Origin of the sequence: Paraburkholderia phenazinium, from assembly GCF_900141745.1 — a bacterium.
In the GTDB taxonomy this organism is placed as follows: domain Bacteria; phylum Pseudomonadota; class Gammaproteobacteria; order Burkholderiales; family Burkholderiaceae; genus Paraburkholderia; species Paraburkholderia phenazinium_B.
In genome coordinates this window covers 641,330-656,636 of record NZ_FSRM01000001.1, presented here as the reverse complement: position 1 = coordinate 656,636, position 15,307 = coordinate 641,330, and the positions used below count along the sequence as shown (strand labels likewise).

Here is a 15,307-nt window from a genome sequence, read left to right as displayed (position 1 = left end):
ATGGCCGAACTTGCAACCATCGCCCGTCCGTATGCAGAAGCGTTGTTTGGCGTGGCCGAAGCTGGTGACGTCGCCGCCTGGTCCACGTTCGTGCAGGAGCTGGCACAGGTTGCGCATCTGCCCGAAGTGCTGTCGATCGCCACGAGCCCGAAAGTAAGCCGCGCCCAGGTCAGCGATCTGCTGCTGGCCGCGGTCAAGTCGCCGCTCAAGGACAACGCGCAAGCGAAGAATCTGGTGCAAATGCTGGTGGACAACCACCGTCTGCCGCTGCTGCCGGAAATCGCCACGCAGTTCGAAGAGTTGAAGAACGCGCGCGAAGGAGCGGCTGATGCGTTGATCGTCAGCGCATTCCCGCTCGAAGGCGCGCAGCTGGATGAACTCGTCGCCAGTCTCGAACGCAAGTTCAAGCGCAAGCTGAAGCCGGTGGTCGAGGTCGACTCGTCGCTGATCGGCGGTGTGCGCGTGACAGTCGGCGATGAAGTGCTCGATACCTCGGTCCGCGCGCGGCTTGCCAGCATGCAAACGGCTCTGACGGCCTGAAGCGCCTAAGGCGCTGAAGCGGCTGGCACGCAACAGAATTGACTATCAGGAGCGAATAATGCAACTCAATCCCTCTGAGATCAGCGAGCTGATCAAGAGCCGGATCCAGGGCCTTGAAGCGAGCGCAGACGTTCGCAACCAGGGCACCGTGATCTCCGTGACCGACGGTATCGTGCGTATTCACGGCCTGTCGGAAGTGATGCAGGGCGAAATGCTCGAATTCCCGGGCAACACCTACGGTCTCGCGCTGAACCTCGAGCGCGACTCGGTCGGCGCCGTGATTCTGGGTGAATACGAACACATTTCGGAAGGCGACATCGTCAAGACGACGGGCCGCATTCTCGAAGTGCCGGTGGGTCCGGAACTGCTCGGCCGCGTGGTCGATGCACTCGGCAACCCGATCGACGGCAAAGGCCCGATCAACGCGAAGAAGACCGACGCAATCGAAAAGATTGCCCCGGGCGTGATCTGGCGTAAGTCGGTGTCGGAGCCGGTCCAGACCGGCCTGAAGTCGATCGACGCCATGGTGCCGGTTGGCCGTGGCCAGCGCGAGCTGATCATTGGCGACCGCCAGTGCGGCAAGACGGCTGTGGCTGTCGACGCGATCATCAACCAGAAGGGCAAGAACCTCTTCTGTATCTACGTCGCGATCGGCCAGAAGGCTTCGTCGATCATGAACGTGGTCCGCAAGCTCGAAGAAACCGGCGCGCTGGAATACACCATCGTGGTCGCTGCTTCGGCTTCGGAATCGGCTGCGATGCAATACCTCGCACCGTACGCCGGCTGCTCGATGGGCGAATACTTCCGCGACCGCGGTCAGGACGCGCTGATCGTTTATGACGACTTGACCAAGCAAGCCTGGGCATACCGTCAGATCTCGCTGCTGCTGCGCCGTCCGCCGGGCCGCGAAGCTTACCCGGGTGACGTGTTCTATCTGCACTCGCGTCTGCTCGAACGTGCGGCTCGCGTCTCGGAAGAGTACGTCGAGAAGTTCACGAACGGTGAAGTGAAGGGCAAGAGCGGTTCGCTGACAGCACTGCCGGTCATTGAAACGCAGGCAGGCGACGTGACCGCCTTCGTTCCGACGAACGTGATCTCGATTACCGACGGCCAGATCTTCCTGGAAACCGACCTCTTCAACGCAGGTATCCGCCCGGCAATTAACGCCGGCGTGTCGGTGTCGCGTGTGGGCGGTGCGGCTCAGACGAAGGTTGTGAAGAAGCTGTCGGGCGGTATCCGTACCGACCTGGCGCAGTATCGTGAGCTGGCTGCGTTCGCGCAGTTCGCATCGGACCTCGACGAAGCCACCCGCAAGCAGCTGGAGCGCGGCCGCCGCGTGACGGAACTGCTCAAGCAGCCGCAGTACCAGCCGCTGCAGGTGTGGGAACTGGCAATCGCGCTGTTCGCTGCGAACAACGGTTACCTGGACGATCTGGAAGTCGCGCAAGTGCTGCCGTTCGAAAAGGGCCTGCGTGATTACCTGAAGTCGAAGCACGCTGACCTGATCAAGCGCATCGAAGACACCAAGGAACTCTCGAAGGACGACGAAGGCCTGCTGCATACGGCCGTCAAAGACTTCAAGAAGTCCGGCGCTTATTGATCCGCGAGTGACCCGCAAGGCATAAACGGACCTTGAAGCGGCGCGGGCCGCATGTGAATGCCCCCGCGCTGCTTCGATCGCTTTGCATGGGACCCGGGTAACGCTAAAGCGCTGACTCGGGCCGAAGCTTTGCATGGGACCCGAGTAACCGCTAAAGCGGTAACTCGGGCCGACAAAGGAGCAAGCAATGGCTGGAATGAAGGAAATTCGCGGCAAGATCAAGAGCGTGCAAAACACGCGCAAGATCACGAAAGCGATGGAGATGGTGGCCGCATCGAAGATGCGCCGCGCTCAGGAGCGCATGCGCGCTGCTCGCCCGTACGCCGACAAGGTCCGCGACATCGCTGCGCACATGAGCCGTTCGAACCCCGAGTATCGTCACCCGTTCATGGTGTCGAACGACGGCGCGAAGACGGCCGGCATGATCCTCGTCACGACCGACAAGGGTTTGTGTGGTGGTATGAACACGAACGTGCTGCGCGCCGCACTGCAGAAGTTCAAGGAACTGGAAGGCCAGGGCAAGACGATCGAAGCAACGGCGATCGGCGGCAAGGGCCTCGGTTTTCTGAACCGCCTGCGTGCGAAGGTCGCGTCGAACGTGGTGGCGCTGGGCGACACGCCGCACCTCGAGAAGCTGATCGGCGCGGTGAAAGTGCAGCTCGACATGTACTCGGAAGGCAAGATCTCGGCGGTGTACCTGGCGTACACGCGCTTCGTCAATACGATGAAGCAGGAAGCCGTGATCGAGCAACTGCTGCCGCTGTCGGCAGACCAGTTCGAGCGCAAGGAAGACGAGGGCACGACGCCGAACACGTCGTGGGACTACATCTACGAGCCGGACGCACAGGCGGTGGTGGACGAGTTGCTCGTGCGTTATGTGGAAGCGCTGGTCTATCAGGCCGTCGCGGAAAACATGGCGTCGGAGCAGTCGGCACGGATGGTCGCAATGAAGGCCGCTTCGGACAACGCGAAGACGGTCATCAACGAACTGCAGCTCGTGTACAACAAGAGCCGTCAGGCAGCGATCACGAAAGAACTGTCGGAAATCGTCGGCGGCGCTGCGGCGGTCTGACCATCACGGTCAGGCGCGCCTCAGGGCAAGCGCTACAAACTGCGCCTTTGCGCGAGTGAAGAATTGAGTATCTAAAGGAAAAGCGATGAGTACTACTGCTTTGGTAGAAGGCAAGATCGTACAGTGCATCGGCGCGGTGATCGACGTGGAATTTCCGCGTGACCACATGCCGAAGATTTACGACGCGCTCATTCTCGACGGTTCGGAACTGACTCTCGAAGTCCAGCAGCAGCTGGGCGACGGCGTCGTTCGTACCATCTGTCTGGGTGCATCCGACGGCCTGCGCCGCGGTACGACGGTGAAGAACACGGGCAAGCCGATCAGCGTGCCGGTCGGCAAGCCGACCCTCGGCCGGATCATGGACGTGCTGGGCCGTCCGATCGACGAAGCCGGTCCGATCAACTCGGACGTGACGCGCGGTATTCACCAGAAGGCTCCGGCGTTCGAAGAACTGTCGCCGTCCACGGAACTGCTCGAGACAGGCATCAAGGTTATCGACCTGATCTGCCCGTTCGCCAAGGGCGGTAAGGTGGGTCTGTTCGGTGGCGCCGGTGTGGGCAAGACCGTGAACATGATGGAACTGATCAACAACATCGCCAAGGAACACGGTGGTTACTCCGTGTTCGCCGGTGTTGGCGAGCGTACCCGCGAAGGGAACGACTTCTATCATGAAATGAAGGACTCGAACGTTCTCGACAAGGTCGCGCTGGTGTACGGCCAGATGAACGAGCCGCCGGGTAACCGTCTGCGCGTCGCGCTGACGGGTCTGACGATGGCTGAGCATTTCCGTGACGAAGGTCTGGACGTGCTGTTCTTCGTCGACAACATCTACCGTTTCACGCTGGCCGGTACCGAAGTGTCGGCACTGCTCGGCCGTATGCCGTCGGCAGTGGGCTATCAGCCGACGCTGGCTGAAGAAATGGGCAAGCTGCAAGAACGTATTACGTCGACCAAGACTGGCTCGATCACGTCGGTGCAGGCCGTGTACGTCCCTGCGGATGACTTGACCGACCCGTCGCCGGCTACGACCTTCGGCCACCTTGACGCAACCGTCGTGTTGTCGCGTGACATCGCTTCGCTGGGTATCTACCCGGCAGTCGACCCGCTCGATTCGACCTCGCGTCAGATCGACCCGAACGTGATCGGCGAAGAGCACTACTCGATCACGCGCGGCGTGCAGCAAACGCTGCAGCGCTACAAGGAACTGCGCGACATTATCGCGATTCTGGGCATGGACGAACTGGCGCCGGAAGACAAGCTCGCCGTGGCGCGCGCTCGTAAGATCCAGCGTTTCCTGTCGCAGCCGTTCCACGTCGCTGAAGTGTTCACGGGCTCGCCGGGCAAGTACGTGCCGCTGAAGGAAACGATCCGCGGCTTCAAGATGATCGTGGGCGGTGAGTGCGATCATTTGCCGGAGCAGGCGTTCTACATGGTCGGCACGATCGACGAAGCCTTCGAAAAGGCCAAGAAGATCCAGTAACGGTCGGGTGTAACGAAGCGGGCGCCGGTTTGCCCGCAAGTACTACCTTCAGGGTAGCTTTTGCGAAACCGGCGCCTCGTAATACGCTCAACCCGCCTTGCATGGGACGAGAGCGAGCGCCAAGGCGCTACCCTCGTCGAGCTTTGCATGGGACCGAAGTAAGCGCTAAGGCGCTAACTTTGGTCGGCACAGGAGTCGATATGGCAACCATTAAAGTAGACGTCGTCAGCGCGGAAGAGGAAATCTTCTCGGGCCAGGCGAAATTCGTGGCGCTGCCTGGCGAAGCGGGCGAACTCGGCATTCTGCCGGGCCACACGCCGCTTATCACGCGGATTCGTCCGGGGGCAGTGCGCATCGAAGCTGAAAACGGCGAAGAAGAGTTTGTGTTCGTCGCCGGCGGCATTCTTGAGATTCAACCGGGTGCAGTGACGGTTCTGGCCGACACCGCTATCCGCGGCAAGGATCTTGACGAAGCTAAGGCCGAAGACGCGCGCAAGCGTGCAGAAGAAGCGCTGCAAAACACGGGCTCGAACCTCGAATACGCGACCGCTCAGGCGGAGCTCGCGTATGCGACGGCACAGCTCGCTGCGATCCAGCGTCTGCGCAAGTTGCGTGGTCAGAATTGAGCGAGCCGCAAGCGCATTAAGGAAAAGCAGCCGAGAGGCTGCTTTTTTTTCGACTGCGATTGACGTTTACGGCAAGGGAAGCGAGCTCAGGCTCGTGACTCGACGAGCTTGCCTGCGGGTAACACTTGATGCCGCGCGGACATACCCCGGTGGCACAATCGGCAGCAACAATTCGCAGAAATCGCAGAAATCGCAGAAACACCGCCAGGCCGTCGGAAGATTTCCCGACCCTCTCGGGCCCGCGTGCAGCGGCAATCCTGATGGGGGTGCATAACAGAGCGAGCATCCGTTCACGGAGACAACGCCATGGCAACGCAAGCGTCAGGTCGAGCCGCACTCATCAAGCCAATGAACGGGCTCTCCTACGTCCGTGGTTCGACCGATATCCCGCTGAGCGACGCGACGGTCGGACGATTCCTGCGCGACACGGCGCGCCGCTTCGCCGGCCGACCTGCCGTGGTGTTCCGCGAGCAGGGCATCCGCTGGACGTGGGCGGTTTTCGCGCAAGAGGTCGACGTGCTCGCAGCCGGTTTGCTCGCACTGGGCATCGGCAAAGGCGACCGTGTCGGCATCTGGTCGCCGAACCGGGTCGAGTGGTTACTCACGCAATTCGCGACGGCGCGCATCGGGGCCGTGCTGGTCAATATCAATCCCGCATACCGGCTGGCCGAACTCGAGTACGCGCTAAACAAGGTCGGATGCAAGGCCATCATCGCCGCAGAACGTTTCAAGTCGTCGATGTATCTGCAGATGCTGCAGGAGATGGCGCCCGAACTTGCCACGCACGCTCCCGGCAATCTGCGTGCGGTGCGTTTGCCGGAGTTGCGTGTCGTGATCCGCATGTGCGACCAGGGCACGCCGGGCATGCTGAGTTTCTCCGACGTGATCGAGCAGGGCCGCGCCACGCTCGACTCCGTAAAACTGGATGCGATCGATGCCACCTTGTCCGCGGACGATCCAATCAACATCCAGTTCACCAGCGGCACGACCGGCAACCCGAAGGGAGCCACGCTCACGCACCGCAACGTCGTCAACAACGCGCGCTATATTGCAATGGCGATGGAGCTCTCGGAAGAGGACGGCCTTTGCATTCCCGTGCCGCTCTATCACTGCTTCGGCATGGTGCTGGCGGTGCTGGCCTGCGTGTCGGTCGGCGCGAACATGGTCTTTCCCGGTGAAGCCTTCGATCCGGCTGCGACACTCGCAGCCGTCGCCGAAGAAAGATGCACGGCGTTGCATGGCGTTCCCACCATGTTCATCGCAGAACTGGATCATCCGGAGTTCGCGCGTTTTGATCTTACGCGTCTGCGGACCGGCATCATGGCCGGCTCGCCATGCCCGATCGAGACCATGAAGAAGGTCGTGTCGAAGATGCATCTGGCCGAAATCACGATCGCCTACGGCATGACGGAAACCAGTCCGGTTTCTTTCCAGAGTTCGACGACTGATCCGCTGGACAAGCGGACTTCGACGGTGGGGCGTATCCAGCCGCATCTCGAAGTCAAGATCATCGACGCGCTGGGCAACGTCGTTCCGGTCGGCGAAACCGGCGAGCTATGTACAAAGGGATACTCGGTGATGCAGGGCTACTGGGGCGAGGAGGCGAAGACGCACGAAAGCATCGTCGACGGCTGGATGCACACCGGCGATCTGGCGACGCTCGACGCCGACGGTTACTGCAATATCGTCGGCCGCCTCAAGGACATGCTGATTCGCGGCGGCGAGAACATCTACCCACGCGAGATCGAAGAGTTTCTGTTCCGCCATCCGAAGATCCAGAGCGTTCAGGTGTTTGGCGTCCCGGACGCGAAGTACGGGGAAGAAGTGTGCGCGTGGATCGTGCTGCGCGCCGGAGAACAGGCGAGCGCCGAGGAAGTGCGGGAGTTTTGCCGTGGCCAGATAGCCCACTACAAGGTGCCGAAATACATCCGCTTCGTCGATGAGCTGCCGATGACGGTCACCGGCAAGATACAGAAATTCGTGATGCGCGAACGGATGATCGAGGAGTTGAAGATCCGGGAAGACAAGACCGCCTGAAACGACAACGGCGGCGCCACGCGTTGTCGTGGGGCCGCCGTGTTTGAGGGGGGAGGCGCAACCGTTCGCGAAACCTGACTAGCAGCAGCCCGGGCAGAGCTCACCAGAGCAGCGCGCAAACGTTTGGCTAAACAAAAAAAAAGCGGGCCTGGAGCCCGCTAAAAACCACACGCTACGGGGTTAGCGCGAGGAGACCATTGGAGGAACCGACTGGGTGGACGCTCTACGCGTCGACCACGGCCCCAGCAGGGATGCCCCTTTCCAGGGCTTCGGCGTGACGCCGACCGGCAAGTGCATCGTATCCGCTCACACCACGCACCCAGCCACATCCGTGTTGAAACCGTTGAAAAGCATTGTGGGCGAATAAGTCCGGTATGACGGTAACAAAGTGTTTCAGGTTGTAACGCCCGCCAGATAAGGCTTCGCGGGTCTTATTGCCATTGAAAGCTGTTTAAAACGTAATTTCTACCGATGCCTTTGACCATCATTACTCGGGTTCAATTGATGCTTCCGCGGCGCTCCGTGCAGCGCAACCGATTCAGACTTCACCGCATGAAACCACGGCCGGGGTTGCGCCACGCCCGCCGGATAGCGGCCAGATGGCCGATTCGGCGCCATTAACCTTGGCGCCCGCGTGATGAACGCACCTGTAACGCTGCGGCGCACGCTCAAATCCGGCCGGCTCGTTGCGCGGGTCGGACCGCGCAGCCGAGGGTGTCAATCGCGCAATTCCCTATCGACTTACGTGCAGATACGCGGTTACAGGATTGTGTCGATGCGCGCCGCTTATTGGACCGCGCTACTTCAACCACTTATCGGAGATTGCCTGGTATTCGCCGCTAGCTTGCGCCAGATGCAACCATTGGTCGACATATTGCTGGAACACCACGTCACCGCGCGGCAGCAACCAAGCCTTTTCTCCGTACTGGAACGGCTTGTCAGGGTGAACCGAGCACAGGCCAGGGTTGAGTTTCTGTTGCAGCAACGTTTCCGACGCGTCAGTCACCATCACATCCGCCTTGCCGGCGAGGATCTGTTTGAAGATCGTCACGTTGTCTGGATACACGGTAAGGTTCGCGTGCGGGAAAAACTGCCTCGCGAAGCGCTCGTTTGTACCACCGGGGTTGACGATGACGCGGGTCGTGGGCTGATCGATCTCGGCGACGGTCTGATATTTGTTCACGTCGTCGCAGCGCACGATCGGCGTCTTGCCGTCGACCATATACGGCCGGGTGAAAAACGCGCGCTTTTGCCGTTCGAGCGATGGCGAGACGCCACCGACAGCGATATCGCACTTCGCCACAAAGTCGTTCATCAGGTTGGACCACGACGTTTTGATGTACTCAGCCTTCACACCCAGCGATTTCGCGAGCGATTCGGTCATGTCGATGTCGATTCCTTCGAACTGCCCGTCGCCCTTGTAGAAGGAGTACGGCCGGTAGTCGCCGGTCGTGCAGGCGCGCAGCGTACCGCGCGCGAGAATCTCGTCGAGGCGCGAGGGTGCTGTGGACGTACTGTTGCCGCCAACCGTCGCGGCCGAGCCCGCCGCGCTCTGCGCGTTCGCCGTCCCGGTTGCACCAGCGAGCAACGCCAAAGCCAGAATCCATGCTGCCTTTCTCATCGGATCTCCTCGAATCCCGTCATTGCCACATAAGGCCGCTGATCATAGCCTGCCAGTCCGCCCTTGAACATTAGCCGGACGGCCGGTCGCGGGACAACGCCATAGCGGACCGTTATTGCCCCGATCAACGAAGATGCGGGATCGGCCGCGCTGCGTCCGGTAAAATGCCCCTTTGCCTTCAGTCGTACGCAACGTGGCCCATAACCTTCTCAACGACACCTTCCTGCGCGCGCTGCTGCGTCAGCCGACCGACTACACGCCGATCTGGCTGATGCGTCAGGCCGGCCGGTACCTGCCGGAATACAACGCGACGCGCGCTCGTGCAGGTAGTTTTCTTGGCCTCGCGAAGAGCCCGGCGTACGCGACTGAAGTGACGCTGCAGCCACTCGAGCGCTATCCGCTCGACGCGGCCATCCTGTTCTCCGACATTCTCACGGTGCCCGACGCCATGGGCCTGGGGCTGGAGTTCGTGGCCGGCGAAGGTCCCAGCTTTGCGCATCCTGTGCGCACTGAGGCCGACGTCGCGCGCCTCGCCGTGCCGGATATCGGCGCCACGCTGCGCTACGTGACCGACGCGGTGAGCGAGATCCGCAAGGCGCTGACGGATGCGCAAGGCCGTCAGCGCGTGCCGCTGATCGGCTTTTCCGGCAGCCCGTGGACGCTTGCCTGCTACATGGTCGAAGGCAGCGGCTCGGCCGACTTCCGCACAGTGAAATCCATGCTGTACGCCCGTCCAGATCTGATGCACCGGATTCTGGAGGTGAACGCCAGGTCCGTGGCCGCTTACCTGAACGCGCAGATCGAAGCCGGCGCGCAAGCGGTGATGATTTTCGACACCTGGGGCGGAGCATTGGCCGACGGCATCTACCAACGTTTCTCACTGCACTACATCGCGCAGGTCGTGAGCCAGCTCAAACGCGATCACGACGGCGAGAAAGTCCCGGTCATCACCTTCACGAAGGGCGGCGGCTTGTGGCTCGACGAGATTGCGGCCACCGGCGTCGACGCGGTTGGCCTCGACTGGACGGTGAATCTCGCCCGCGCCCGCGAGCGGGTCGGCGGTAGGGTGGCCCTGCAAGGCAATATCGATCCGTCGGTGCTGTTCGCGCCGCCCTCGGCGATTCGTATCGAAGCGCGCGCGGTACTCGACAGCTTCGGCAATCATCCCGGCCACGTCTTCAACCTTGGTCATGGCATTTCGCAGTTCACGCCGCCGGAAAACGTCGCCGAACTGGTCGATGAAGTCCATCGCCACAGCCGCGCGATTCGCGCTGCCGGAGCAGCGGGAGCCGCGCCAAACGCGTGACAGATTTGTTGCGGTGCGGCGACGTGGGCTCTCGGACTAAGGGAAAAATAGTGTCAACTGGGCCGTCAGGCGGCGCTTCCGCAGTTGTCAAGACTTGACTTATACACATTCATCACGCTGCGGCGCGGTAGAGGGTTTAGTCGCGGCAATCTGCTTGCAAGTTGCGTGCGCATCCGATCAGGGCCTTGACTGGCAAGGGTTTCGTCGGATCAGGGAGAAGTGTGCGGTACCCCACACAACGTAGCAACGGCGCGGTTTTCGGGCCTTCCAGAGCGAGTTCTCAACAAAGTTATCCACAGGACATCCGGGCCAACACCAATTGTTCAGTAGATTCCAAAACTTAGCGCCGGAAGTGATGTTTTACTTTAACTTCTCCCGGTTCACTGACTCGTCGTCGGGCATCGGTCCGATGACCGAAGTGCCTGCGCCGACCCAATTGCGATCCTGAATCCTACGTGAGCCCCGTTTTTGTCCGCGTCGCGCTCGATCATCCGTTGCCGACCTTGTTCGACTATCGCTGCGACGCCGCCGAGCCGCCGCTGCCGGGCACGCTCGTCAGCGTGCCGTTCGGCAGGCGCCAGGTGGTCGGGCTAGTCTGTGAAGTGACCACTCACAGCGATGTGCCGGCCGACAAACTGCGCGCCGTGGACAGCTTATGCGATGCCTGTCCGCCCTTGTCCGCCGAATGGCTGGCGCTTGCCGCCTTTGCCGCGGACTACTACCAGCGGGGCCTTGGCGAAGTCGCATTGCCGGCTTTGCCGCAGGCGTTGCGCGATCCGTCGCGCTGGGCGCGCCTGCTCGCGCCCCAGGAGCTGTACCGTTTGTTGCCGGCCGGCCGGGCAGCGCTGCCCGACGCGTTACCCGCGCGGGCGACTGCATTACGAAAACTGGCGCGGGCGCTTATCGACGCCGAGGCCGGTGCGCTACTTGTCGCCGACGCCCGCGCCGTCCATCCCAAAGCCGCCGCGACCCTCGAGGCGTGGCGTGCCGAAGGCTGGCTAGAGCGGGAAGTGACCGAAGCGGCTGCACTGGCTTTGCTCGCGCCGTCGCCGGGCAGCGCGGCGCAGCGGGCCGCACCGCCGCTGCCCACCCTGACCGATGAACAAGCCGCAGCCGTCGAAGCAATTCGCGACGCTAACGGCTTCGCACCGTTCCTGTTGCACGGCGTGACCGGCAGCGGCAAGACCGAGGTGTATCTGCGCGCGCTTGCCGCGATTCTGGCGGCGCGGCCCGACGCCCAGGCGCTCGTTCTCGTGCCCGAAATCAATCTCACGCCGCAATTCGAAGCCGCGTTCCGCGCGCGCTTTGCGGCGCTCGAAGGCACCTCGATCGTCACGTTGCACAGCGGCCTCGCCGAGGGTGAACGGGCGCGCAACTGGTTCGCGGCACATAGCGGCCGTGCCCGGATCGTGCTCGGTACGCGGCTCGCGGTGCTCGCCTCGCTGCCGAAGCTGGCGATCATCGTCGTCGACGAAGAGCATGACCCCGCCTACAAGCAGCAGGAAGGCTTGCGCTACTCGGCGCGCGATCTGGCCATCTGGCGTGCCAAGCAACTGGATTTGCCGGTGGTACTCGGCTCCGCGACGCCGTCGCTGGAAAGCTGGTGGCAGGCCGACCAGGGACGCTACACGCGACTCACGCTGTCGCGGCGGGCGGTCGCCGAGGCGGTGTTGCCCACCGTCAAGCTGATCGATCTCGAAGAAGAACGGCGACGTGGCCGGGCGTCAGTGGAAGGCCTGTCCGGGCCGCTGATCGCGGCGCTGAAGACTCGCCTTGAGCGAGGCGAACAGAGCCTCGTGTTTCTCAACCGCCGCGGCTACGCGCCACAACTGGCCTGCGACGCCTGCGGCTGGGTGGCGGGCTGTCCACGCTGTAGCGCCTACGTCGTGTTGCACAAGCCGGAGCGTGCGCTGCGTTGCCACCACTGCGGCTGGGAAGCACGCATTCCACGTTCGTGCCCTGACTGCGGCAACGTGGACATCGCGCCGCTCGGGCGCGGCACGCAGCGCGTCGAAGAGACCTTGGCGAGCGCCGTGCCCGGGGCGCGTGTGCTGCGCATCGACGCTGACAGCACGCGCCGCAAAGGCAGCGCGCAGGCGCTGTTCTCGGACGTGCACGCGGGCGAGGTCGACATCCTGGTGGGCACGCAAATGATCGCCAAGGGGCACGACTTTCAACGCGTTTCGCTGGTGGGCGTGCTTAACGCCGATACGGCGCTGTTCTCGCACGACTTCCGCGCCAGCGAGCGCCTATTCGCCCAGCTGATGCAGGTGAGCGGCCGCGCCGGTCGGGCAGGACTACCCGGCGAGGTGCTGGTGCAGACGCGCTATCCGCGGCACGCGCTGTATCACGCGCTGGGGAGGCACGACTACGTCGGCTTCGCCAACTCGACGCTGGCCGAACGCCGCGACGCCCATTTGCCGCCGTTTGTCTATCAGGCACTGTTGCGCGCCGAAGGCCGCACGCTCGAAGCGGCGCTCGCTTTCCTCCAGCAAGCCGCTGCGGCGCTGGCGGAAATGCCCTCCGCCGAACGGGTGACGGTCTACGACGCCGTGCCGCTGACCATCGTCAAGGTCATGCACGTGCACCGCGCGCAATTGCTGATCGAGAGCGCTTCGCGCGGCGCGCTACAGGCCACGCTGCGCGCCTGGCAGCCGGTCTTGCGCAGCTTGAAGGGCGTGTTGCGCTGGAATCTCGAGGTCGACCCGCTCGATATCTGAGGTCGCCGTCGTCGGGCCTACCGGACCCGGCTGACGTGCAAATCCCTTTCAGTCATATTCATAGAGCGAAAGGTCGTTTCATTTCCGAAAGCCGCTCAACTATATTTCGCCAGAATCGGCGCAGTTTTAACAACAATCCCAACTTCTCCCGCGCCGACGCACCTCAACTCTCGGGGCTTTGCGATGAGCGATACCAATCACAGCCTGCCGGCGGGCGCAGCAGCAGCACCGGCCAGATCCGATTCCAACCGTGACAACGACGTCAAACATGGCGGCGGCCTGTTCGCGACCGAAGACTGGTGGGCCGTGTGGATCGGCCTGCTGGTGATCGTCGTCGCGTGGGGGTTCTTTGCCTCGAGTAGCAGCATCAAATGGCTCGCGGTTGCGCCGGTCAAATGGACGGATCCGTCCCTGGCGGCTCAAGACCTGCTCAAACACCTGCCGAACTATGCCGCGCTGTTCGTCGTGTTCGCGGTGCTGTTCGGCGTCAGCCTCGCGGCTTTAAAGCAACGGCTCGCGCATTTTCTGCCGTCGTTCCTGATCCTGTTCGTCGCCTCGATACTGATTTTCACGCTCGGCGCATGGGCCAGCGCTTCCAGGTACAACCTCGAACCACCGCTGGTTGCGCTAGTGCTCGGTCTGGTGATCTCGAATGTGTTCGGGTTGCCCGAGTGGTTCTCGGCCGGGTTGCGCGTCGAGTTTTACATCAAGGTGGGTATCGTGCTGCTCGGCGCGACGCTGCCGTTGACGTTGCTGGTGTGGGCCGGTCCGGTTGCGGTCGGACAGGCCAGCATCGTTTCGCTGGTGACGTTCTTCGTGATCTTTTTCGTCGCCAGGGCTTTCGGGCTCGACCGCCGCTTTGCCGCGGTGCTGGGCGTGGGCGGCGCGGTCTGCGGCGTTTCGGCGGCCATCGCCATTGCGGGCGCTGTGCGCGCCAAACGCGAACAGGCTTCGGTGGCGATCACGCTGGTGATCCTGTGGGCCATCGTGATGATCTTCGTGTTGCCGTTCGCCTCGCGCTCGCTCGGGCTTTCGACGGCGGTCGGCGGCGCGTGGATCGGCACCTCTGAATTCGCGGACGCGGCCGGCATCGCCGCCGCCCAGGCTTATGGCGACCTGGCCAGGCAAGCTGGCGGCGCTATCGCCGGCGCGCCCGAAGCATCCGTGCAGGCGTTCACGCTGATGAAGGTGGTGGGGCGCGACATCTGGATCGGCATCTGGGCGTTCGTGCTGGCGTTCGTCGCCTCGACCCGTTGGGAGAGCCAGGAAAGTGGCGTCAAGTCGAAGGCAAACCCGGGCGAGATCTGGGCGCGCTTTCCGAAATTCGTGATTGGCTTTGTGATTGCGTCGGCGCTCGTGACGTGGATCGCGAGCCACTATTCGCTGGCGGACTACCGCAAGGTGGTGACTCCGGAGTTCGTTGCGCCGATTACCGCGCTGCGCACCTGGGCCTTCATCTTCTGCTTCCTGAGCATCGGGTTGACCACGCGGTTGCGCCTGCTGACCGCCACCGGCATCAAGCCGTTCCTCGCGTTCACGGCCGGCGTCGTCGTCAATGTCGCCATCGGCTACGCGCTGTCCGCGCACGTGTTCGCATCGTATTGGAATAGCTTGGGGCAGGGCTCATGACGAGTCCTGCGGAGAAGCGGACCGAGACTGCGGCGCGCGCACTGCGTGCGCGCCGGCCGAGTTGTGCTGGTTGCCGGTACCGCGCTGACGATCGACACACGCTTGAGCAGAGCATCCCGGGCCTCGTGGTATTCAGTTCGGGGTTTGGGGCGAGCGTAGCCACGAGCCGGCTCTGCCGTCTGCACGACCAGCTGGTCTCGCCGGACGACTCCTGCAGCCAGTTCGCGCCAAACGCGTAAGGGGAAGGCTTATTTCCCGATCGCGCGGCGCGCGCTGTCGATCACTGCAAGCTCATCCTCTGCTTCGCGCGTGTCGGAGTACGTCGCACCGCGGACGAACAGATATGCGCACGTTGCGCACATGCTCCAGATTGCTGCCAGTACCAGCCACTTTTCCATTTCGAACACCCCGTAACCCCGTTACGTGCGCTTGTGCGCATCATGTTCTGTATAACGGCCTGATTCTGCGTTTCGATAAGGGTCGCCAAAAAAGAATTTCATAGGGGAAAGTACCGATCCGGCTCCGGGATCGCTCGCGGGTGCGCCAACTGCCGCGAACCCCGGTCGCACAAGGTTTTGACAATGGTGCAACCATGCCATCCGCGTGGTTGCACCTTTTTATTGGGAGGCGTACGATTCGGCCAACTTTTTAGTCTTTGGCCGGCGCGGCTTGGCTG

The 15,307-nt window shown here is 62.4% G+C and carries 11 protein-coding genes; 9 read left to right on the top strand and 2 right to left on the bottom strand.

Features of this window, described 5'->3' with window-relative positions:
- The 6 genes from BUS06_RS03100 to BUS06_RS03075 all read left to right on the top strand — a co-directional run bounded on the left by BUS06_RS03100 (window position 1) and on the right by BUS06_RS03075 (window position 7,355).
- The gene (locus BUS06_RS03100; RefSeq protein WP_074262939.1) at window positions 1-540 is read left to right on the top strand and encodes a F0F1 ATP synthase subunit delta; all 540 of its coding nucleotides are present in this window, start codon (window positions 1-3) and stop codon (window positions 538-540) included.
- A 58-nt stretch (window positions 541-598) separates the two neighbouring features.
- Window positions 599-2,140, top strand: a complete 1,542-nt coding sequence (gene atpA, locus BUS06_RS03095) for a F0F1 ATP synthase subunit alpha (protein ID WP_074262938.1) — start codon at window positions 599-601, stop codon at window positions 2,138-2,140.
- A 187-nt stretch (window positions 2,141-2,327) separates the two neighbouring features.
- On the top strand, window positions 2,328-3,212 hold the full coding sequence (atpG, locus tag BUS06_RS03090; RefSeq protein WP_074262937.1) for a F0F1 ATP synthase subunit gamma: 885 nt from the start codon (window positions 2,328-2,330) through the stop codon (window positions 3,210-3,212).
- Window positions 3,213-3,297: 85 nt separating this feature from the next.
- The gene (gene atpD / locus BUS06_RS03085) at window positions 3,298-4,692 is read left to right on the top strand and encodes a F0F1 ATP synthase subunit beta (RefSeq protein WP_074262936.1); all 1,395 of its coding nucleotides are present in this window, start codon (window positions 3,298-3,300) and stop codon (window positions 4,690-4,692) included.
- A gap of 200 nt (window positions 4,693-4,892) precedes the next feature.
- On the top strand, window positions 4,893-5,318 hold the full coding sequence (locus BUS06_RS03080; RefSeq protein WP_074262935.1) for a F0F1 ATP synthase subunit epsilon: 426 nt from the start codon (window positions 4,893-4,895) through the stop codon (window positions 5,316-5,318).
- 306 nt (window positions 5,319-5,624) lie between these two features.
- Entirely contained in the window at window positions 5,625-7,355 is a 1,731-nt protein-coding gene (locus BUS06_RS03075; RefSeq protein WP_074262934.1) for an AMP-binding protein, read from the top strand.
- Between the two features lie 799 nt (window positions 7,356-8,154).
- Here the strand turns inward: BUS06_RS03075 and BUS06_RS03070 are convergent.
- On the bottom strand, window positions 8,155-8,976 hold the full coding sequence (locus tag BUS06_RS03070; RefSeq protein ID WP_074262933.1) for a transporter substrate-binding domain-containing protein: 822 nt from the start codon (window positions 8,974-8,976) through the stop codon (window positions 8,155-8,157).
- A 193-nt stretch (window positions 8,977-9,169) separates the two neighbouring features.
- Between BUS06_RS03070 and hemE the strand changes: the two genes are divergently transcribed.
- The 3 genes from hemE to BUS06_RS03050 all read left to right on the top strand — a co-directional run bounded on the left by hemE (window position 9,170) and on the right by BUS06_RS03050 (window position 14,631).
- Entirely contained in the window at window positions 9,170-10,282 is a 1,113-nt protein-coding gene (gene hemE / locus BUS06_RS03065; RefSeq protein ID WP_074265882.1) for a uroporphyrinogen decarboxylase, read from the top strand.
- Window positions 10,283-10,737: 455 nt separating this feature from the next.
- On the top strand, window positions 10,738-13,002 hold the full coding sequence (locus tag BUS06_RS03055) for a primosomal protein N' (protein ID WP_074262932.1): 2,265 nt from the start codon (window positions 10,738-10,740) through the stop codon (window positions 13,000-13,002).
- A 183-nt stretch (window positions 13,003-13,185) separates the two neighbouring features.
- On the top strand, window positions 13,186-14,631 hold the full coding sequence (locus BUS06_RS03050; RefSeq protein ID WP_074262931.1) for a YeiH family protein: 1,446 nt from the start codon (window positions 13,186-13,188) through the stop codon (window positions 14,629-14,631).
- A gap of 248 nt (window positions 14,632-14,879) precedes the next feature.
- Here BUS06_RS03050 and BUS06_RS37725 read toward each other — a convergent pair whose 3' ends face one another.
- Window positions 14,880-15,029, bottom strand: coding sequence for a hypothetical protein (locus BUS06_RS37725; protein WP_166660776.1), 150 nt, complete (start codon window positions 15,027-15,029; stop codon window positions 14,880-14,882).
- Window positions 15,030-15,307 lie beyond the last annotated feature (278 nt).

What these genes read in the sequence shown, in the direction of transcription:
- BUS06_RS03100 (WP_074262939.1), top strand. Translation starts at nt 1, where the DNA reads ATGGCCGAACTTGCAACCATCGCCCGTCCGTATGCAGAAGCGTTGTTT.
- atpA (WP_074262938.1), top strand. Translation starts at nt 599, where the DNA reads ATGCAACTCAATCCCTCTGAGATCAGCGAGCTGATCAAGAGCCGGATC.
- atpG (WP_074262937.1), top strand. Translation starts at nt 2,328, where the DNA reads ATGGCTGGAATGAAGGAAATTCGCGGCAAGATCAAGAGCGTGCAAAAC.
- atpD (WP_074262936.1), top strand. Translation starts at nt 3,298, where the DNA reads ATGAGTACTACTGCTTTGGTAGAAGGCAAGATCGTACAGTGCATCGGC.
- BUS06_RS03080 (WP_074262935.1), top strand. Translation starts at nt 4,893, where the DNA reads ATGGCAACCATTAAAGTAGACGTCGTCAGCGCGGAAGAGGAAATCTTC.
- BUS06_RS03075 (WP_074262934.1), top strand. Translation starts at nt 5,625, where the DNA reads ATGGCAACGCAAGCGTCAGGTCGAGCCGCACTCATCAAGCCAATGAAC.
- BUS06_RS03070 (WP_074262933.1), bottom strand. Translation starts at nt 8,976, where the DNA reads ATGAGAAAGGCAGCATGGATTCTGGCTTTGGCGTTGCTCGCTGGTGCA.
- BUS06_RS03050 (WP_074262931.1), top strand. Translation starts at nt 13,186, where the DNA reads ATGAGCGATACCAATCACAGCCTGCCGGCGGGCGCAGCAGCAGCACCG.
- BUS06_RS37725 (WP_166660776.1), bottom strand. Translation starts at nt 15,029, where the DNA reads ATGGAAAAGTGGCTGGTACTGGCAGCAATCTGGAGCATGTGCGCAACG.